The 16,818-nt window shown below is 61.6% G+C and carries 21 protein-coding genes and 1 pseudogene; 6 read left to right on the forward strand and 16 right to left on the reverse strand.

Annotation, left to right across the window (positions count from 1 at the left end):
• Window positions 1-38: 38 nt before the first annotated feature.
• The 4 genes from NKG99_RS13085 to NKG99_RS13100 all read right to left on the reverse strand — a co-directional run bounded on the left by NKG99_RS13085 (window position 39) and on the right by NKG99_RS13100 (window position 2,666).
• Window positions 39-494, reverse strand: a complete 456-nt coding sequence (locus tag NKG99_RS13085) for a Ros/MucR family transcriptional regulator (protein ID WP_352868273.1) — start codon at window positions 492-494, stop codon at window positions 39-41.
• Between the two features lie 152 nt (window positions 495-646).
• The gene (locus NKG99_RS13090) at window positions 647-850 is read right to left on the reverse strand and encodes a hypothetical protein (RefSeq protein WP_352868274.1); all 204 of its coding nucleotides are present in this window, start codon (window positions 848-850) and stop codon (window positions 647-649) included.
• Window positions 851-860: 10 nt separating this feature from the next.
• Window positions 861-1,787: a DMT family transporter gene (locus NKG99_RS13095; RefSeq protein ID WP_352868060.1), complete on the reverse strand. Its 927-nt coding sequence runs from the start codon at window positions 1,785-1,787 to the stop codon at window positions 861-863.
• 45 nt (window positions 1,788-1,832) lie between these two features.
• A complete protein-coding gene (locus NKG99_RS13100; protein WP_352868062.1) occupies window positions 1,833-2,666 on the reverse strand; it encodes a hypothetical protein in 834 nt (277 codons plus the stop codon).
• 110 nt (window positions 2,667-2,776) lie between these two features.
• Between NKG99_RS13100 and NKG99_RS13105 the strand changes: the two genes are divergently transcribed.
• Window positions 2,777-3,736, forward strand: a complete 960-nt coding sequence (locus NKG99_RS13105; RefSeq protein ID WP_352868064.1) for a LysR substrate-binding domain-containing protein — start codon at window positions 2,777-2,779, stop codon at window positions 3,734-3,736.
• Between the two features lie 236 nt (window positions 3,737-3,972).
• Here NKG99_RS13105 and NKG99_RS13110 read toward each other — a convergent pair whose 3' ends face one another.
• The gene (locus NKG99_RS13110; RefSeq protein ID WP_352868066.1) at window positions 3,973-4,485 is read right to left on the reverse strand and encodes a DinB family protein; all 513 of its coding nucleotides are present in this window, start codon (window positions 4,483-4,485) and stop codon (window positions 3,973-3,975) included.
• A 61-nt stretch (window positions 4,486-4,546) separates the two neighbouring features.
• Between NKG99_RS13110 and NKG99_RS13115 the strand changes: the two genes are divergently transcribed.
• Window positions 4,547-5,239 carry a glutathione S-transferase family protein gene (locus NKG99_RS13115; protein WP_352868067.1) on the forward strand — a complete coding sequence of 231 codons (693 nt, stop codon included), beginning with the start codon at window positions 4,547-4,549 and terminating at the stop codon, window positions 5,237-5,239.
• Window positions 5,240-5,326: 87 nt separating this feature from the next.
• On the opposite strand, the gene NKG99_RS13120 is transcribed toward NKG99_RS13115, so the two are convergent.
• Window positions 5,327-5,581: a DUF2934 domain-containing protein gene (locus tag NKG99_RS13120; protein ID WP_352868068.1), complete on the reverse strand. Its 255-nt coding sequence runs from the start codon at window positions 5,579-5,581 to the stop codon at window positions 5,327-5,329.
• Between the two features lie 199 nt (window positions 5,582-5,780).
• Here NKG99_RS13120 and ndk point away from each other — a divergent pair, with 199 nt between their 5' ends.
• Together ndk and NKG99_RS13130 are read left to right on the forward strand one after the other, a co-directional pair.
• The gene (gene ndk, locus NKG99_RS13125) at window positions 5,781-6,203 is read left to right on the forward strand and encodes a nucleoside-diphosphate kinase (protein ID WP_352868071.1); all 423 of its coding nucleotides are present in this window, start codon (window positions 5,781-5,783) and stop codon (window positions 6,201-6,203) included.
• A gap of 125 nt (window positions 6,204-6,328) precedes the next feature.
• On the forward strand, window positions 6,329-6,937 hold the full coding sequence (locus NKG99_RS13130) for a class I SAM-dependent methyltransferase (protein WP_352868074.1): 609 nt from the start codon (window positions 6,329-6,331) through the stop codon (window positions 6,935-6,937).
• Window positions 6,938-6,967: 30 nt separating this feature from the next.
• Here the strand turns inward: NKG99_RS13130 and NKG99_RS13135 are convergent, their stop codons facing one another.
• The 7 genes from NKG99_RS13135 to NKG99_RS13165 form a co-directional block, all read right to left on the reverse strand.
• Window positions 6,968-7,237 (reverse strand): hypothetical protein, encoded by a 270-nt coding sequence (locus NKG99_RS13135; protein WP_352868075.1) that lies wholly within the window; start codon window positions 7,235-7,237, stop codon window positions 6,968-6,970.
• 163 nt (window positions 7,238-7,400) lie between these two features.
• Window positions 7,401-8,165, reverse strand: coding sequence for a YbaY family lipoprotein (locus NKG99_RS13140; protein ID WP_352868077.1), 765 nt, complete (start codon window positions 8,163-8,165; stop codon window positions 7,401-7,403).
• A 94-nt stretch (window positions 8,166-8,259) separates the two neighbouring features.
• Entirely contained in the window at window positions 8,260-8,736 is a 477-nt protein-coding gene (locus NKG99_RS13145; RefSeq protein WP_352868079.1) for a molybdenum cofactor biosynthesis protein MoaE, read from the reverse strand.
• Between the two features lies 1 nt (window position 8,737).
• The gene (gene moaD, locus NKG99_RS13150) at window positions 8,738-8,995 is read right to left on the reverse strand and encodes a molybdopterin converting factor subunit 1 (protein WP_352868081.1); all 258 of its coding nucleotides are present in this window, start codon (window positions 8,993-8,995) and stop codon (window positions 8,738-8,740) included.
• Window position 8,996: 1 nt separating this feature from the next.
• Window positions 8,997-9,593: a CDP-diacylglycerol--glycerol-3-phosphate 3-phosphatidyltransferase gene (gene pgsA / locus NKG99_RS13155; protein ID WP_352868083.1), complete on the reverse strand. Its 597-nt coding sequence runs from the start codon at window positions 9,591-9,593 to the stop codon at window positions 8,997-8,999.
• Between the two features lie 101 nt (window positions 9,594-9,694).
• Window positions 9,695-11,758 carry an excinuclease ABC subunit UvrC gene (gene uvrC / locus NKG99_RS13160; RefSeq protein ID WP_352868085.1) on the reverse strand — a complete coding sequence of 688 codons (2,064 nt, stop codon included), beginning with the start codon at window positions 11,756-11,758 and terminating at the stop codon, window positions 9,695-9,697.
• The gene (locus NKG99_RS13165; RefSeq protein WP_352868087.1) at window positions 11,755-12,519 is read right to left on the reverse strand and encodes an SDR family oxidoreductase; all 765 of its coding nucleotides are present in this window, start codon (window positions 12,517-12,519) and stop codon (window positions 11,755-11,757) included. The genes uvrC and NKG99_RS13165 overlap by 4 nt, the downstream gene beginning before the upstream one ends.
• A 413-nt stretch (window positions 12,520-12,932) precedes the next feature.
• On the opposite strand from NKG99_RS13165, the gene NKG99_RS13170 reads away from it, so the two are divergent.
• Window positions 12,933-13,589, forward strand: a complete 657-nt coding sequence (locus NKG99_RS13170) for an outer membrane protein (RefSeq protein WP_352868089.1) — start codon at window positions 12,933-12,935, stop codon at window positions 13,587-13,589.
• Between the two features lie 135 nt (window positions 13,590-13,724).
• On the opposite strand, the gene NKG99_RS13175 is transcribed toward NKG99_RS13170, so the two are convergent.
• On the reverse strand, window positions 13,725-14,321 hold the full coding sequence (locus tag NKG99_RS13175; RefSeq protein WP_352868091.1) for a glutathione S-transferase family protein: 597 nt from the start codon (window positions 14,319-14,321) through the stop codon (window positions 13,725-13,727).
• 486 nt (window positions 14,322-14,807) lie between these two features.
• The gene (locus NKG99_RS13180) at window positions 14,808-15,275 is read right to left on the reverse strand and encodes a hypothetical protein (RefSeq protein ID WP_352868093.1); all 468 of its coding nucleotides are present in this window, start codon (window positions 15,273-15,275) and stop codon (window positions 14,808-14,810) included.
• Window positions 15,276-15,840: 565 nt separating this feature from the next.
• Between NKG99_RS13180 and NKG99_RS13185 the strand changes: the two genes are divergently transcribed.
• Window positions 15,841-16,152 (forward strand): transcriptional regulator, encoded by a 312-nt coding sequence (locus NKG99_RS13185; protein WP_352868094.1) that lies wholly within the window; start codon window positions 15,841-15,843, stop codon window positions 16,150-16,152.
• A 35-nt stretch (window positions 16,153-16,187) separates the two neighbouring features.
• Here NKG99_RS13185 and NKG99_RS13190 read toward each other — a convergent pair.
• Window positions 16,188-16,784 (reverse strand): annotated as a pseudogene (locus NKG99_RS13190) (LysE family translocator); the annotation flags it as partial.
• Window positions 16,785-16,818: the final 34 nt, after the last annotated feature.

The raw sequence follows: 16,818 nt of genomic DNA on the forward strand, positions 1-16,818 counted from the left end.
GCAGTCGATCAGTGGCTCGCCTAGCGGCCAGGCAGCGCTCAGGCAGGGACCTTGCGCTTCGCTTTGGTAACGGCGGCCGGCGCTGCTGCCGGCTTGCGGCCAAGTCCTGTCGACTTTGCCAGCGCCGACCGTTTCGCCGAGTAATTTGGCGCAACCATCGGATAGTCCGGCGGCAGACCCCATTTGGCCCGGTAGTCGTCTGGGCTCAGGCCGTGGTCGGTCCGCAGATGCCGCTTGAGAGACTTGAACTTCTTCCCGTCCTCAAGACAGATGATGTAGTCGGGAAACACCGACTTCTTCGGATTCACTGCCGGAACAAGATTTGGAGTTTCCGTGACAACCGCACCGGCGAGCTTGCGAACCGAAGCACTGACGCTGGCAATCAGTTCGGGCAAGCCAGAAGCCGGAAGTGGATTGTTGCCTACATAGGCCGAGACAATATCGGCCGTCAGCTCGATAACGGTCTTATCATCGATATTTGACAATTCTTTCATCCTATTTGCGACAATATCTTCCACCCCAGCGAAGACTTATGTCGATGTATCTCTTTACCCGCGTCCCCCTACGGACCGCCAACTCTCAACAAGGAATCAAGAACCGGCAAAATAGCTTTCATGCGAAATCGACGTCGCGCAAATTAGAAAATCTAATACTTCGAACCAGCAGACTTCGCGGCGAGGCTATCGGCCAATATCTCTAGAATACGCTTCCAGCGGGCGCAACGCCCGAAATCCTTCTGTTCTATCGCCTTTTCGGCCTTCATCGCGGCGTAAAGCGGCGCCTCGGCGCCAAATTCCTTGATCAGCCAATGCGCTTCCTGAATGTCCAGACGTTCATTTTCGTCAAACATGGCATTTTCGTCAAACATGATTTTCGGCCTCCGAACGTTCCACACCGACCGCGACGCAACTGCCGATGACCAGGACGGCTCCGACAATGGCCGTCATCGTCAGCCGTTCACCGGACAGGGACAGCAGCAGGGTCGAAGCGATCGGCGTGAGATAGGCGACGACCGCGACCTTGCCGCTGCCTTCGAGCTTCAGGGCGCGCGACCAGAAATAGTAGCCCAGTCCCATCGGACCGGCGCCGAGATAGAGGCCGAGAGCCAGGTCCGTGCCGACGGGCCAGGCGAAACCGTCGTGAACGCACCACAGAAACGTCAAGGCGACACCAATCAGCGCCGATGGCAGCAACAGACGTTCCGGCGAGGTGACAAACCGTCCCACCATGATCGAATAGAAGGCCATGCACAGCGCGGATCCGAATGCGGTGAGATACCCGACGAGATCACCCTGGAGCCACGATTGGTTACGCCCTCCCGAAATCACCAATGCAACGCCAATGAAGCCCACCACCGCGGCAAGGCCCAGCAGCACCGGGCGCTGTGGATTTTCAAAGGCGATGACCGCCGCCGCGACCATCAACGGCCAGGTATAGGCCACCAGATTGGCCTCGATCACCGGCATCGAAGCAAAGGCCATGTATTGCAGCACCATGGTGCCGACGAGGCCGATAAAGCCGACCGCGAGAGGCACGAGCGCGGCCCCGGCCGCAACCGGCGCGGCGCTCTCCCTGCTCATCAACCGGATGGCGGCGAAGACGAGTGCGGCGCCTGCAAATTGCAGGAACTGCACCTGCGACACCGGGTGGCTGGCCAGCAGGGATTTGCCGACCAGCGCGTTGGTCGACCACAACGCCACCGCGCCGGCAGCGAAGACCAGCGCGGATATCGAGCCTGACCCATGCCGAAAGGTCCGGCATGGGGCTCTATCTCTATGTTTGACCATGATCCTGCCCGAAAACCGGTTCCCACTTTTCGGAATCATGGCTCGTCACCACGATTCCCTGGCTCCGCCCGGAGCCGGCGCGTCAACCGCGGCGGGCACGGGATGCTCTGCCTCGAACCGGCGATAGGCCGGCAGCTGGTTGGTCCAGACATCTTCGGCCAGTTCGTTGACCCACTCACGGTCGTGGTCATTGTCGGCGGCGAGATAGAACATGCGGTTGTCGTCGACATAGGGTTTGGCCACCGAGCGCTGGTTGAGCACCAGCGTGACGCGCTCGCCGAACCGGATCGGGGCGGTGCGATGGAGGACGCCCAGGAACTGCCCCAGCGTCGCGTAGTTCATCTTGTGATCGATGCGCATGACACGGTTGCGCGGGATCTCGCGGCCGGATTCGAGGATGGCGCGGCCGGTTTCGGAGTCGTCACAGTAGATTTCGAGATGGCCGCCGACCAGCGGATTGCTGATCGACAGTGGAATGAGTTCGGTGACCGGAACGCCATCGCAATGCCATTCCACGGCGCCGTCCTTGGGGTTCATGAAGGTGACCGTCGAGCCGACGATCGACAGCGGATAGGGCTCCAGCTTGGTGCCCATCATGTCGGACAGCCGCTCCAGGCGCAGCTTGTCATGGAGCAATTCCCTGATCTCGGGGATGAAACGGTCTGCCCCGGTGATGAAGGTCAGATCGAGGTGCTTGTGCACGGCATGGCTGGCCTTGAGCTTCAGAGCAGCCTCCTCGATCGCGGCAAGCAGTGCCGGATCGTAGCCATGCAGATATTGCGCGACGCCGAAACTCGACACTTTCCAGGCGGTTTCGTGACCGATGATGGCCTCGCGGCTCATCGCATAGCGCAATTCGGGTATGATATGGGCGTTCATTGTACTTCTCCAAGTGAGGGCAATCACTTAGTTAGCAGTCGATTAAATTAGCATCCCCTGTAAAATTAGGAATGCTGGTGCTAGTGTAAGCTCAGCTTAAGGTCGAAACCGTGCGTCTGCTCAGTCAGGTCAATCTCAATTCGCTGAAAATCGTGGAAAGTGCCGCGAGGCACGGGAATTTCACGCGCGCCGGCGAAGAACAGTTTATCACCGCTTCAGCGGTCAGCCAGCGCGTCAAAAGCCTGGAGGATCAGCTGCGATTCAAGATCTTCCAGCGCGGCGGCAATGCGGTGTCGCTGACGCCGGAGGGCGAGACCTATGTCTCGCGCGTTCGCGAGGCGCTGGAGAGAATCGTCGCCGCCAGCATGGAAGCGACCGGGCAATCCCAGGAACATGTGCTGAAGATATCAGTGCTGCCGACCTTTGCGGCACGCTGGCTGTTTCCGCGCCTGCCGCTGTTCCAGCAGCGATATCCCGACATCGTGATGCGGGTCTCGACCTCCTACGCGACGCATGAGTTCACGACCTCCGAGTTCGATCTTGAAATTCGCTATGGCGACGGTCACTTGCACGGGCTGCAATCCGATCTGCTGTTTCGGGAAGACCTGACACCAGTGTGCAGCCGCAAGCTGTTCCATGAAGTTCTTGGCGACAAGAAGCTGTCGAAGGTGATACCGGACGACCTTAGGCACTTCACGCTGCTGCATTCCGATACCTGCACCCAGAACTGGCAATCCTGGCTTGGTTTCGCCGGCGCCAGCTTCGTGCTCAGCAAGGCCAAAAGCATTTATTTCGATTCGTGCATGATGTCCTACGAGGCAGCCAATTCCGGGATGGGTTTTGCAGTGGCCAACCGCGCCTATATGGCCAGCGATATCCGCGCCAAAAGGCTGGTGGCCCCGTTCGCCGTCCACCATCCGAACACGGCTGGCTGGTATTTTGTCTCTTCCCCGAAGAGCCTTGCCGCACGCAAGGTGCTGCTGTTCAAGCAATGGGTGATGGCGGAAGCGGCTCTGACGCAGCGCCAGCTCGACAGCGAAACCAGCGGCGAGGCCGCCATGGCTGTCTGAATTTCGGGCGAGCATTTGGTTGGCCGCCGATGAGATACGACCGGCAAGAAGCAAGTTGAGAGCCATCGGTTAATGGACGCCCAATCCATACAGCCCGCATTGGTCGGTGTGATTGTAGAGCTCGTGCCGCTTCAGCAGGACCATTCGTCGGGGCTTCTGAGCGCGGCGGCGGATGGTATGCTGTGGAACCTGAAGGCCACCGTGGTCCCCGGCACAACCGCCAAACATCGCCGGGATCAGGCGAAGGCCCTGCCTTCCTCGGTGCGCTGGAAGAGCATCAGATCCAACCCCAGGCTTGGCCGTCCCAGGATGGTCAGGATTGTATGTGCCTGGCCGCGATGATGAGTCTGGTGATTGAAGACATGGTCGAGCGCCGGCGCCAGCCTTTGTGAGACCGTGCGCATGTCCGAGACTGTCATGTAGGTGAAGCGGCCCGTCAAAGCCTTGTCATTGAGGCCGCCGACCCAATCGATGATCCTCCTGTCCTCGGCTTCACGCGCCATCCGCAGACCGGGCAAGCCCCGATGCAGGATGGCGTCCAGCGTCGTCGGCGCGTCGCCCTCGCCGGTGAAGCGCTTCAACCAGATGCGGTCGGCTGTCAGCAGGTGGTTGAGCGTGCCCATCATCGAGCCGAAGAAGGCGCCGACATTGCGGTTGAATTCCTCTTCATCGAGCTCCGCGGCGGCATCATAGATGCGTTTGTTGGCCCATTGATTATAGGCCGCAAACATCATGAAATGCTGTCTCATGGCTTCCCCTCGGCTCGCGTCGATAAGGAGGCCTACCTAACCCGCGAGAGGGCCGCCGCCAATGACCATTCTGCTCTATGACCTCGTCGGACGCGACACCACACGTCCGTTCAGCCCGCATTGCTGGAAGGTGGTGATGGCGCTTGCCCACAAGGGGCTCGACACAGCAACCGCGCCGACGCGCTTTCTCGATGTGCCCGCTGTCGAGGGCGGCGTTTCGAAAACCGTTCCGGTGATCCGCGACGGCGAGACGGTCGTTTCGGATTCCTTCGCAATCGCGCTCTATCTCGATGAAGCCTATCCGGACCGGCCGACGCTGTTTGGCGGTGAAGGCGGCAAGGCGATGGCGCGCTTCATCGAACGCTGGTCGCAACTGACCATTCATCCCTATGTGACCACTGCGGCGATCATCGACCTGCATGCCATGCAGGACGCGGAGAACGCCGCCTATTTCCGCCAGAGCCGGGAGCAGCGTTTCGGCAAGCGGCTGGAGGACGTGATGGCAGCCCGGGAGGCCGGCCTCGGCAACTTCAGGGCCTCGCTGGAACCCTTGCGTTCAATGCTCGGCTATCAGCCTTTCATCGGCGGTGCGTCGCCGCTGTTTGCCGACTATATCGTCTTCGGCGCGCTGCAATGGGCGCGCATAGCCTCGCCCTACCAATTGCTCGACGACGGCGACGTGGTGGCGCAATGGTTCGCCCGCTGCCTCGACCTGCATGGCGGGCTGGGACGAAAGGTGGCCGCGGCAGCGTGACGTTGAATCGCCTGTCCTTGCCGCAAGGCAGTACGTGGGCCGTCAATGTCCTGCAAGAAAGCTCAGCCGCGAGGCGATAGCCAAGCCTTACTTGGCCGCTGCCTTCTTTGGCTTGCTGGCTTTCGTGGCGGCCTTTGCTTCCTTGGGGGCGGCTTTTGCCTTGGTGGCGCCAGCTGCCTTCCTGGTTGGTTTTTTGGCTGCCGACTTCCCCGCGGCATCCTCCTGGTCGACATCGGCCGCCGCCTGATGCCAATGGCGCTCATGGTGTCCAGCCGGCTGTCCCTCTTGCAGCCAGATCTGATGCGCGCGGTTGCGAATGCGTTCCTGACGATCGTCTGCCATGATCATGTTGTCTCCATGCGGGCCGACTTCAGCGCGGCGCCGACAGGTAACTATAGCAAGCAAAGCGTTGCTGTGCAGCCATCCGATCTCGCCCGCGGCTCCGTCCGCTTCGCGGACCGCTCCTCGCCCCTTGGCAATGGGCCGGGCGGCTTGTATAGAGCCCGCCACCCTCAATTCCATTCTCAGACAAGGACGACCCATGGCGCTCGAACGCACATTTTCCATGATCAAGCCGGACGCAACCCGGCGCAACCTCACCGGCGCCATCACCAAGATGCTGGAAGAGGCCGGCCTGCGCGTCATCGCCTCGCGCCGGGTCTGGATGAGCCGCCGTGAGGCGGAAGGCTTTTATGCCGTGCACAAGGACCGCCCGTTCTTCGGCGAACTGGTTGAATTCATGTCGTCGGCACCGACCGTCGTGCAGGTGCTGGAAGGCGAGAACGCCATTGCCCTGAACCGCGAAGTGATGGGCGCCACCAACCCGGCCAATGCCGCCGAAGGCACGATCCGCAAGGTGCATGCGCTGTCGATCGGCGAAAACTCGGTGCACGGCTCCGATGCGCCGGAGACCGCGGCAGAAGAGATCAAGTACTGGTTCTCGGATACCGAGATCGTCGGCTGAGCCGATAGTCCAAAGCGTGATCACGTAAAGAAGGCTGGCGTTTCGCCGGCCTTTTTTTCGGCCGAACAGTCAGCCCGCGTGCGAACCGCATGTGCTAGGATGCCGACGATGGAGCGGACCACAGCATGACCAGTGCCATTCCGGGTTTCTTCCAAGGCACGGAGATGCCGAACAGCGACTGGTGGGAGGCGCTGTGGCCCAACCCCGCCGCGGTGGTTTCGGCAACGGGGATCAAGCCAGGCATGGACGTGATCGATCTGTGCTGCGGCGACGGCTGGTTTACGCTGCCGATCGCAAGGGTGGCTCGTCATGTCGTGGCCATCGATATCGACGCCGATCTGCTCGAAGAAGCCAGACATCGGTTGGCCGAAGACGGCGCGACGAATTGCGACTTTGTCGTAGGCGATGCCTATGAGCTTGCAAGGCTTACGCCTCGGCCTGCCGATTTCATCTTCATGGCCAACGCCTTTCACGGCGTTCCTGACCGGCCGCGTCTGGCGCGCGCGGTGCGGGCGGCACTCGGTCCGGGCGGACGTTTCGCAATCGTCAACTGGCACCAGCGTCCACGCGAAACAACGATGATCCAGGGCGAGCCTCGCGGACCGAGGACCGAATTGAGGCTGTCGCCGGAACAGACCGTGGCGGCCGCCGAGGCGGGTGGCCTCAGGCTTGCCAACCTGGTCGAGGTGCCGCCCTATCACTATGGCGCCGTATTCGAACAAACGACGGATTGAGAGGCCCGCCGCCGCCACGGCGGGTTCTGGTCACTTCGGCTGGCGATCTTTCACGTTCGCATGGGCGTTCGCTGCCTCCGTATCGGTGGCCGGTGTCTGGGTATCGGCACCCGCGAATGGACTACCCTGCCCAGGCGCGAGATCGCCGCTATGGCCGGCCTTGTTGGTCTGGAATGGGTGGCCATCGGCGCTGAGACCATGGTCAAGGGCATTGACCAAATGGTCGTCCGCCGACGCAAGGCCGGTAAGAGCAAGGAGCGATACGCCTGTGACAGCAAGGATAAGCGTGTGCGTTTTCATCTCTGGACTCCTTTGAGTTAAGCCAGAACGAGCCGCAGCAGGTCTGGCGGCTTCAACCGAGGGATATCCGAAATATCCCCTTTGCCTTGCCCGCCATGTCTGGGAGAGAAACGCTTCTCTTGCCCGAATTATTCCGAAAAAAGTTTTAGCAATGAAATACGCGCTAGCTCGCGGCGCTGAAGCGCAGGATTTCGAGGCCATCCTTGTCGGCAATGATGAGCTTGCCGGCAGCGACATTGTATGACGCAGCCTTGGCCAATGCATCGAACAGCGCCTTTTCCTCGGCCATCACCTCGGGCGCGCAGGCCTTGTAGGTCGAGCCAATGTCGCTGATCGCGATCGTCTGGCCATCGATCTTGGCGGTGGCGAAATAGGTGTTGCAGGGGCCGCTGCCGCCTGCCTTGCCAGCCTCGCTGACCCTGAACGTCGCTTGCGGCGCGGTGATGGCGCCGATGCCGTCGACATAATCGACCAGCCAGAGCTGATCAAAGACGGAAACCGCCGGCTCGGCGCTCGGCGTCACCATCTTCAGCACGATGGTCTGCGGCACGTCGGTCAGCGGATCGACCTGATGGCGGACATCGGAGATGAACAGGAGCTTGTCATCGACGGTAATGCGGGCTTGCAAAGCGTAGGTCATCCGCGACCGGATGACGGAGGGATCGAATTTAATCTCGAAGCTGATCGGCACCTGGCCAGCCGGCTTGACGGTCTGCTTGCCGATGATTTTGGCCGGTGCATCGGCCAGCGACACGTCGGCAAGCTGGACCGAGAGCACGGCACTAGGCGGCAAGGCGATGCGCTCGCGATAGATGACCTCGCCTCTCACGGAATTTTCGGCGGCAACAGACGGTTCCGGCACGGCCAATATGCCAACGACCAGAGGCACGAAACCGAAGACGAAGAACTCCGCGATCCTGTCCAGCATGACCATCTCCCCTTGCCCAGGCTGGCCAATCAGGCTGACCAACCGCAGTTAATTGGCCAAAGGATTGCGGTCAATACATGGCTGTGGCGGTATTTTAGTCGGACGATTTCCAGCGGCCGACCGCCTCGTCGTCGGCTTCCTTGGCCTCGACCCAGCCGCCCTCGGAACCGTCGGCGCGATGCTCCTTCTTCCAGAACGGCGCGCGCGATTTCAAATAGTCCATGAGAAAATTCGCCGCCTCGAATGCCGCCTGGCGATGCGCCGAGGCGGCCACTACCAGCACGATGTTGTCGCCGGGCGCGATCTTGCCGTGGCGGTGGATGGCGGTGAGACCCTGCAGCGGCCAGCGCTCGACCGCCTCAGCAGCGATGCGGGCGATTTCTGCTTCGGCCATGCCGGGATAGTGCTCGAGTTCAAGCGCTGAGAGCGCGCCCTGCTCGTCGCGGCAAAGGCCGGAGAAGGTGACGACGGCGCCGATATCGGCGCGGCCTTCCGTCAGTCTGGCGATCTCGGCGGCGACGTCGAAATCCTGCGCCTGGATGCGCACGACAGGTACGACCGCGGCGCTCATGTCAGCCCCCGGTCATCGGCGGAAACAGCGCAATTTCGCGCGCGCCCGCGATCTTCTCACGGTGTTCGACATGTTCCTGGTTGATGGCGACGCGGATCACATCGGGATATTGCAGCGCGTGCTCGTAGCTCTCGCCGCGCGATTTCAGCCAGCGCAAGAGGTCGGCGACCGTCTCGATGTCAGCGGGCAAGTCGACGTCTTCCTCAGGCATGCCGATGCGTTCGCGCACCCAGGCAAAATAGATGAGCCGGGTCGTCATCTCACTCGTCCATGATGTGCTTGAGGCCGGCTCGGAAATAGTCGTAGCCGGTGTAGAGCGTAACCAACGCCGCGATCCACAGCAGCACCAGCCCGGTCTGGGTGGTCAGCGGGAAGATCTTGTCGCCGGCCGGCCCGGCCAGCAGGAAGGCGATGGCGACCATCTGGATGGCGGTCTTCCATTTTGCCAGCTGCGTCACCGGCACCGAGACCTTGAGCGCCGCCAGATATTCACGCAGGCCCGAGACGAGGATTTCGCGGCACAGGATGATGATCGCCGCCCATAGCGACCATCCGGCGATGCCGGCATGACGGTCAGTGTCCGCGGCCAGCAGCAGCAGGCAGGTGGCGACCAGCAGCTTGTCGGCGATCGGGTCAAGCATCTTGCCGATGTTGGAGGTCTGCTGCCAGGCGCGCGCCAGGTAGCCATCCAGATAATCGGTGATCGAGGCGAGCAGGAAGATGACCAGCGCCGACCAGCGGGCGAAGTCGCTCGACTTCAAATGCCCTTCAAGAAAAAAGCACAGCACCACCAGCGGCACCGCGACGATGCGGGCGTAGGTGAGCATGTTGGGCAGGTTGAACGCGCGCTGGGCCATATCTGGGAAAACTCTTTCTGCCTGCCTACTCAAATCAGATGCCAACGTAGGGGGTCAACAGGCGACAATCGATTGGCCAGATGAAAATAGCATCCTGGCTGTCAGCTCTCGTGGAAATGATTGTAGACCAGTTTCGCCACCCGCTCTGAAATGCCGTCGACTTTCCTCAGATCCTCGATGGCGGCGCGGCTGACCGCTTTGGCGGTGCCGAAGGCCAGCAGTAGGGCTCGTTTGCGGCCCGGACCGATACCGCTGATCTCGTCGAGCGGGCTCTTGACCATCTCCTTCTTGCGGCGCGCACGGTGCGAACCGATGGCGAAACGGTGGACCTCGTCGCGCAGGCGCTGGACGAAATAGAGCACGGGATCGCGCACGGGGAGCGAAAACGAGTCCTTGCCCCTGACGAAGAAGCGCTCACGGCCGGCATCGCGGTCCTGGCCCTTGGCGATGCCGATCGCCACCACCCGGTCCTCGATGCCGAGATCCGAGAGGATCTTGCGCACCGCGCTCATTTGGCCTTGGCCGCCGTCGATCAGGATGACATCGGGCCAGGCCGGGAAGTTGCCGGAACTATCGTCTTCGATATCATCGCCCGCCCCGCCCGCAGCGTCGGCAACGGCAACATCGCCATGTTCCTTGAGCAGCCGCGAAAACCGCCGCTCCATCACCTCGCGCATCATGCCGAAATCGTCGCCAGGCGTGATCTCGGTCGAGCGAATGTTGAATTTTCTGTACTGGTTCTTCACAAAACCTTCCGGCCCGGCGACCACCATGGCGCCGACCGCATTGGTGCCCATGATGTGCGAATTGTCATAGACTTCGATGCGCACCGGCGGCTTGGCAAGGCCGAAGGTTTCGGCGAAACCGGCAAGCAGGCGTCCCTGGGTGGAGGTTTCGGCAAGCCGCCTGCCCAGTGCCTCGCGGGCATTCTGCAGCGCGTTGTCGGTCAGATCCTTCTTCTCGCCGCGCTGTGGCACAGAGATCGCGACCTTGCGGCCGGCGCGGGTGGAGAGCGCCTCGGCCAGCAATTCCTGGTCCTCGACGCCATGCGACAGAAGAATGTTCCGCGGCGTCGGCTTGTCGTCATAGAACTGCGCCAGGAACGAGCCCAACACCTCAGCCGCCTCCAGCGCCGGATCGGCCTTGGGGAAATAGGCGCGGTTACCCCAATTCTGGCCTGTGCGGAAGAAGAACACCTGGATGCAGACCTGGCCGCCTTCCTGATGGATGGCGAAGACATCGGCCTCGTCGACGGTCGCCGGATTGATGCCCTGGTGACTTTGCACATGCGACAGGGCGGCCAGTCGATCGCGATAGATCGCGGCGCGCTCGAAATCGAGAGCTTCAGACGCCTGCTGCATGGCGGCCGAGATTTCCGTCTTCACTTTCTGGCTGCGGCCGGACAAAAAGTCCCTCGCTTCGCCGACCAGCACGGCATAGTCCTCATGCGAGATCTCTCCGGTGCAGGGGCCGGCGCAGCGCTTGATCTGATAAAGCAGGCATGGCCGCGTGCGGTTCTCGTAAAAGGAGTTGGTGCAACTCCTGAGCAAAAAGGCACGCTGGAGCGAGTTGATGGTGCGGCCGACGGCGCCGGCCGAAGCGAAGGGGCCGAAATAGTCGCCTTTGCGCGAGCGTGCGCCGCGATGCTTGTAGATGCCGGGCGAAACATGATCGCCGCTCAAAAGAATATAGGGAAACGACTTGTCGTCGCGCATCAGAACATTGAAGCGTGGCCGCAAGCGCTTGATAAGATTGGCTTCGAGCAATAGCGCTTCAATCTCGGTGCGGGTGACGACGAACTCCATCGTCGATGTCTCGCGCACCATGCGGCCGATGCGGGTGGTGTGGAAGCGGCCTTGCGCATAGCTGGTGACGCGCTTCTTCAGGCTGCGCGCCTTGCCGACATAGAGCACGTCGCCGGAGGCGTTCATCATGCGATAGACGCCGGGCGCGTTGGGCAGCCGCTTGACCAGCGTCTGGATCACCTCGGCGCCGACCATGCCTTCGGCGTCGCCGGCATGCGGCGTCCAGTCGATGGCGGTGAAGGCGACATCGGGACCCGCAGGTTCGACGATCTCTTCGACCGCCTCGTCCTCGAGGTCGATATCGGGGGGCAGATCATCGGCGCCGCCGCGCGGCTTGTTCTTGTGATCCAAAGGACTCATTCCGTCATGCCTGTCACATCGGGCGTCTGCCATGCAAGATGCTGGCCGCCATCGAGCGCGATCATCTGGCCGGTGACCGAGCGCGCTTCCCAGAGATAACGGATTGTGGCGCCGAATTCCGGCAATTCCGGGCCGCGCTTGAGGATCAAGCCATCGACTTGGGCGGCAAAATCGCTGTCGTCCTGGCGTGTGTTCTTCAAGGTCGGCCCCGGACCGATGGCGTTGACGCGAATGCGGGGACCGAGCGCTTGCGCCATTGTCCGCGTGGCCGTCCACAGCGTCGACTTGGACAGCGCATAGGAGAAGTAGCGCGGCGTCGGCCGCCAGACGCGCTGGTCGATGATGTTGACGATCAGGCCCTCCTGCTCCTTAGGCAACGCCCAGGCGAAATTCTGCGCCAGCAGCGCCGGTGCCTTCACATGGACGGCAAAGTGCCGATCCCAGGCCAGCCAGTCGAAATCCAGAACCGAATCGTCGACGAACAGCGACGCATTGTTGACCAGCAGCGAGATCGGTCCGAGCGCTGCTTGCGCCTGCCCGACTAGGTCGCCTACGGCGTCCATATCGGTCAGGTCGGCGGCAACCACGGCGGCGCGGCCACCGCTGGCGATGATTGCGGCAGCCAACGCATCGGCCTCGACATGAGAACGGTTGCAATGGATGGCGACGGCAAAACCGTGGGCGGCGAGATCCTCGACGATTGCCCTGCCGATCCGTTTGGCCCCACCCGTCACCAGCGCCGTGGCCGTGACTTTGCTCATAGCGTGTCAATCCTCAATTTCGGCCCGAAAAACGGTGCCGGCGAAATATGGCCCGGCATGCGTTAAATGGCGTTCGCACCTTGGGCAGCATTGTGGCGAAACGGCCTTTTCGGCGTCCCGACTCGCCTTGGACTCGGAGCCGCCCGACCGGAATATAGGGTGCTGGACTCCTTGCACCAAGCGGTGTGCGACGCAGCACGGGACGGCTCCTGCCATTTCGCTGTTGCGAAGATGCAACGTCAAGTTTCTGCCTCATTCGTGCCGGGGAATGACCCAAGTTCAGGTTCGCTTCAGCCGCATTTTGACACGACATTTGGAACCGACGAACGCCAGATCCGTTTCACCCCCCGGGGCGGGTTGATGGCGATCGTGAGAAAAAAGCCTGTGTCCTGTGGCTTAAGGAGTAAAGAACAATGCAAGCCAATCTCAAATTCGCACGGCCGCTCGCCGTGGCGCTCGGGCTCTTCGCCCTCAGCGGGACCGCCTATGCCGCGGACGTCGTCCAGGAAGAGCCGCCGGCACCCGCGCCGATCGCCGAACTTCCGGTCGCTTCGTGGGCGGGTCCCTATGCCGGTCTCAACGTTGGCTACGGCTTCAGCGGCCGTACCAAGGAAAAGGATTTCGGCGTTGAGACCGATACCAAGGGTTTCGTCGGCAGCGTCTTCGGCGGCTACCAGTGGCAGCAGGAGAACTTCGTTTACGGTGCTGAAGCCGAACTCGGCTACAACGGCGTGAAGGGTGACGATAACGGCATCAACTCCAAGGCCGGCTTCGAAGGCTCGCTGCGTGCCCGTCTCGGCTATGCCGTGACCCCGGAAATCCTGCTCTATGGCACCGGCGGTCTCGCCGGCAGAAGCCTGAAGGTGGAAGACACCGTGCTTGACGCCAGCGACACCGCAACCATGCTCGGCTGGACCGCCGGCCTCGGTACCGACATCAAGCTGACCGACAACGTCTTCGGCCGCGTCGAGTACCGCTACACCGACTTCGGCAGCAAGAGCTTCGATGGTATCGGCAAGGTCAAGGCCACCGACAACCGCGTCACCTTCGGCGTCGGTATGAAGTTCTAAGTCGTTCAAGCCACGACACGAAAAAGCCGGGCCTCGCGCCCGGCTTTTTTTGTGTCCGGATGATCACGCGGGAGATCGAATCGATCACCCGGGAGATCGGGGTGATCAAATGGATCACCCGGGTGATCAAGTGGATCACCCGGGAATGCAGGGCTTCAGTTCTGGAAATTTCTCGTCGAAGCGTGCCGCCCAGCGCGTCAGCCGGGCGCGGCCCTTCTCCCATTTTCCGGCAAAGCGCAATGAGAGATAGCCAAGGCAGGCGCGCAACGCCATCTGGCCGGCAGTGATCTTCTTCGGCAGCTTCCGCGGGTTGGCGTTGAGCAGATCGAGTGCCGCCGTGATCTTTCCCCATTGGCGGTCGAGCCAGGGCTGGTAGACCATCTCCTCAGGCCGCGTGCGCCGTTCATAGACCATCGACAGCGCACAGTCGCAAATGCCGTCCGCCAACGCCTCCAGCACTTCCGCCTCGAGCCGCTTGTCGGGATTGCGCGGAAACAACGCGTTCTTCGACAAACGGTTGAGGTGCTGGGTAATGGCGCGGCTGTCATGGATGGAGCGGCCGTCATCGAGCACCAGAACCGGGATCTTGCCGAGTGGGTTGGCGGTCATCAAGTCGGCTGGCTTCTCGTCGGTCTTGATCGGCACCAGATCGACCGCGATGCCGGCATAGGCTGCCGCCATCCGTACCTTGGAACTGTAGGGAGAAGACGACGCGTAGAGCAGCTTCGGCATGGATCGGTTTCCTGTTTTGCAGGCGGGCAGTGTTGACCGATCGGGCGCGATGGAGCAATGGCCAGAAACGGAAAACCCGGCCGCCAGCGAGCCACGGGCAAGTCATTGGACTGTCGCAGAACTGCTGGGATTACGTGGCTCACGGCTTCCGCGCCGTCCTCGTCCGCTCTGCGAATCGTGAGATCCAAAGTCACTTCATCACCCAGGCAGCCGACCGGAATTCCGTACGGGGGCAGAAGATGACGGCAGGCGGATCAGCCGGTCAACAACCAAGACTGAAAAGCCTCACGCCGACATTTGATCCGCCATCGATGATACAAAAAAACCCCACCGGACTTCGCCCTATGGCGAAGTCCTGGGAGCTGCGAAAAGATATCCTCCGTCCGCCTCTGTTCTCGCCTTCCGAATGCCGAAGCAACGAGCGGGGCGCCTGTCAGGCACCGCCCTTGACTGTTTCGACACTGCCCCCGGCGAGGGAGGACGCGATTACTTCTTGCCGGACTTCGCGGGTGCTGCCTTCGGCTTGGCCGCGGGTGCCGCTTTCTTCACCGGGGCTGAAGACTTCGCTGCCGCCGCCTTCTTTGCCGGCGCAGCCTTCGCTGCCGGTTTCTTGGCAGGTGCAGCCTTCGCAGCCGGCTTCTTGGCAGGTGCTGCTGCCTTCTTCACCGCGGGTTTTGCCGCAGCCTTCGCGGCCGGCTTCTTGGCCGGTGCCGCCTTCGCAGCCGGCTTTGCCGCTGCCTTGGCAGGTGCTGCCTTCTTCACTGCCGGTTTTGCCGCTGCCTTTGCCGCCGGCTTCTTGGCCGGCGCTGCTTTTGCCTTGGCCGCCGCGGCCTTCGGCTTGGCAGCAGGTGCTGCTTTCTTCACTGCAGCCGCGACCTTCGCCGTCGCTGCTTTTGCGGGTGCTTTCTTTGCCGGTGCCTTGGACGCCGGCGCTTTGGATGACTGCTTAGCCATGCGATGCCCCTTCCGTTGTGCCGACGGTCGTAATGACCTGGCGCGCTCATGCATATCTGACTCGCGGCTTGCTAGCCAGCGAAGCAATAGACTGATTTTCGCAGCTTAAGTTTTGGTTACGAATGGCACACGATCGCGCTGACCATCGTAAAAATCCGCTGCTGATCTTCGATCACTGCCTAGAGTGTGCGGCTGACATCCTCCACACCCTGCGACGGCGAAGCTGTGAAGATCAGCCGCCAGCTTTGCGCATCGATCTCCGGCTGCTGACATCATAACCTGCTGCTTTAACGGCGCGATCATCTCGTGCGAGCTGGCGATCTACACTTCAATGAGATGACCGATCGCTGCTTGACCTTGTCAAGCACGATCCCATCACCCGGCCTGTTCGTGAATTGACAGACTACTCTACATCGCAGAGTATTCTGCAAGAGGAAAAGGAGAGTGCTTCAATGTCGATCACGCAGGAGCGAGCGGCGGTGTCACTGTTCGAGATTGCCGAGACGGCGCCTCATGGCGGCAGCGTCGTTGGAGGTCTCCGGCGACGCCGCATCGAAGCTGACCGATGAGTGCCGACGAAATCATCCACCAGAGCACTCGGCTCAGGATCATGGCCGCCCTGAATATGCTGGAAAGGCGAGAAACGCTGGACTTCAGCCAGTTGAAGGCCATCATGGACGTCACCGACGGCAATCTCGGCGCGCATCTCGATACGCTGGCCAGGGCCGGCTATGTCGATATCGAAAAACTGTTCGTCGGGCGCCGGCCGCAAACGCGCATCAGGGCGACGACGAGCGGACGGCGCGCGTTCCGCGGCCACGCCGCGTTCTTGCGCAAAATTCTCGATCGGGCCGAGGCAGCGCCGCGCGGAAGATAGCGTGGCGATCGCACGTATCTCTCAGCGCGTGCGACCACGGCGACGCCGGCGCCGATCATTCACACCGCCCGCCGCGCGGTTCACCCGACGCATGATCTTCGGCGTGTGCAACAGGGAGCGGGCGCGACCGGCGAGGATGACATGGCCGCCGATCACCACGACCTCGACGGCCAGGACTATCATTATCAATACACCGAGATGATCCGCGTTGAGCGATGCGCCGACCACGTTGAGCAGCGGTGCCACGTAGAACAGCGGCATTTTCGGATTGCCAAGATTGAGCGCGATGCCGTGGCAAAAATCGTCAGCAGCCTGCGTCGTCCGGAGACGGGTTGCAGTTCCGCACGACGGGCACGGCGGTCCACAAGCCTGATGCCCATCCAGATCAGATAAGCCGCTCCTCCTTAACGAAGCACCGTCATGACGATCGCCATCTTCGCCGCGATGATCGACAGGCCAAAGGCAGCGAGGATCAGGAAGATGAGAACGCCAACCGTGCGTGCACCATAGGCGATACCCGAGGCGGCGCCGCTGGAGATGGTGCGCGCGACGATTGTCATGTTGTCCGGTCCGGGGCTGGCAGCGAAGACGAAGAAGGCAGTAGCGAAAGCAAGGATGGTGGCAAGGTCCATTAAGACCCCGAAAGCGACTGTTGCTCTCGGGCGT

It is taken from the genome of Mesorhizobium sp. M1409, assembly GCF_040317535.1.
Taxonomy (GTDB): Bacteria; Pseudomonadota; Alphaproteobacteria; order Rhizobiales; family Rhizobiaceae; genus Mesorhizobium.

What these genes read in the sequence shown, in the direction of transcription:
- NKG99_RS13115 (WP_352868067.1), top strand. Translation starts at nt 4,547, where the DNA reads ATGACCATTCTGCTCTATGACCTCGTCGGACGCGACACCACACGTCCG.
- ndk (WP_352868071.1), top strand. Translation starts at nt 5,781, where the DNA reads ATGGCGCTCGAACGCACATTTTCCATGATCAAGCCGGACGCAACCCGG.
- uvrC (WP_352868085.1), bottom strand. Translation starts at nt 11,758, where the DNA reads ATGAGTCCTTTGGATCACAAGAACAAGCCGCGCGGCGGCGCCGATGAT.
- NKG99_RS13130 (WP_352868074.1), top strand. Translation starts at nt 6,329, where the DNA reads ATGACCAGTGCCATTCCGGGTTTCTTCCAAGGCACGGAGATGCCGAAC.
- NKG99_RS13095 (WP_352868060.1), bottom strand. Translation starts at nt 1,787, where the DNA reads ATGGTCAAACATAGAGATAGAGCCCCATGCCGGACCTTTCGGCATGGG.
- NKG99_RS13185 (WP_352868094.1), top strand. Translation starts at nt 15,841, where the DNA reads ATGAGTGCCGACGAAATCATCCACCAGAGCACTCGGCTCAGGATCATG.
- moaD (WP_352868081.1), bottom strand. Translation starts at nt 8,995, where the DNA reads ATGACGACCCGGCTCATCTATTTTGCCTGGGTGCGCGAACGCATCGGC.
- NKG99_RS13180 (WP_352868093.1), bottom strand. Translation starts at nt 15,275, where the DNA reads ATGGCTAAGCAGTCATCCAAAGCGCCGGCGTCCAAGGCACCGGCAAAG.
- NKG99_RS13145 (WP_352868079.1), bottom strand. Translation starts at nt 8,736, where the DNA reads ATGAGCGCCGCGGTCGTACCTGTCGTGCGCATCCAGGCGCAGGATTTC.
- NKG99_RS13140 (WP_352868077.1), bottom strand. Translation starts at nt 8,165, where the DNA reads ATGCTGGACAGGATCGCGGAGTTCTTCGTCTTCGGTTTCGTGCCTCTG.
- NKG99_RS13090 (WP_352868274.1), bottom strand. Translation starts at nt 850, where the DNA reads ATGTTTGACGAAAATGAACGTCTGGACATTCAGGAAGCGCATTGGCTG.
- NKG99_RS13110 (WP_352868066.1), bottom strand. Translation starts at nt 4,485, where the DNA reads ATGAGACAGCATTTCATGATGTTTGCGGCCTATAATCAATGGGCCAAC.
- NKG99_RS13135 (WP_352868075.1), bottom strand. Translation starts at nt 7,237, where the DNA reads ATGAAAACGCACACGCTTATCCTTGCTGTCACAGGCGTATCGCTCCTT.
- NKG99_RS13170 (WP_352868089.1), top strand. Translation starts at nt 12,933, where the DNA reads ATGCAAGCCAATCTCAAATTCGCACGGCCGCTCGCCGTGGCGCTCGGG.
- NKG99_RS13175 (WP_352868091.1), bottom strand. Translation starts at nt 14,321, where the DNA reads ATGCCGAAGCTGCTCTACGCGTCGTCTTCTCCCTACAGTTCCAAGGTA.
- pgsA (WP_352868083.1), bottom strand. Translation starts at nt 9,593, where the DNA reads ATGGCCCAGCGCGCGTTCAACCTGCCCAACATGCTCACCTACGCCCGC.
- NKG99_RS13085 (WP_352868273.1), bottom strand. Translation starts at nt 494, where the DNA reads ATGAAAGAATTGTCAAATATCGATGATAAGACCGTTATCGAGCTGACG.
- NKG99_RS13120 (WP_352868068.1), bottom strand. Translation starts at nt 5,581, where the DNA reads ATGGCAGACGATCGTCAGGAACGCATTCGCAACCGCGCGCATCAGATC.
- NKG99_RS13165 (WP_352868087.1), bottom strand. Translation starts at nt 12,519, where the DNA reads ATGAGCAAAGTCACGGCCACGGCGCTGGTGACGGGTGGGGCCAAACGG.
- NKG99_RS13100 (WP_352868062.1), bottom strand. Translation starts at nt 2,666, where the DNA reads ATGAACGCCCATATCATACCCGAATTGCGCTATGCGATGAGCCGCGAG.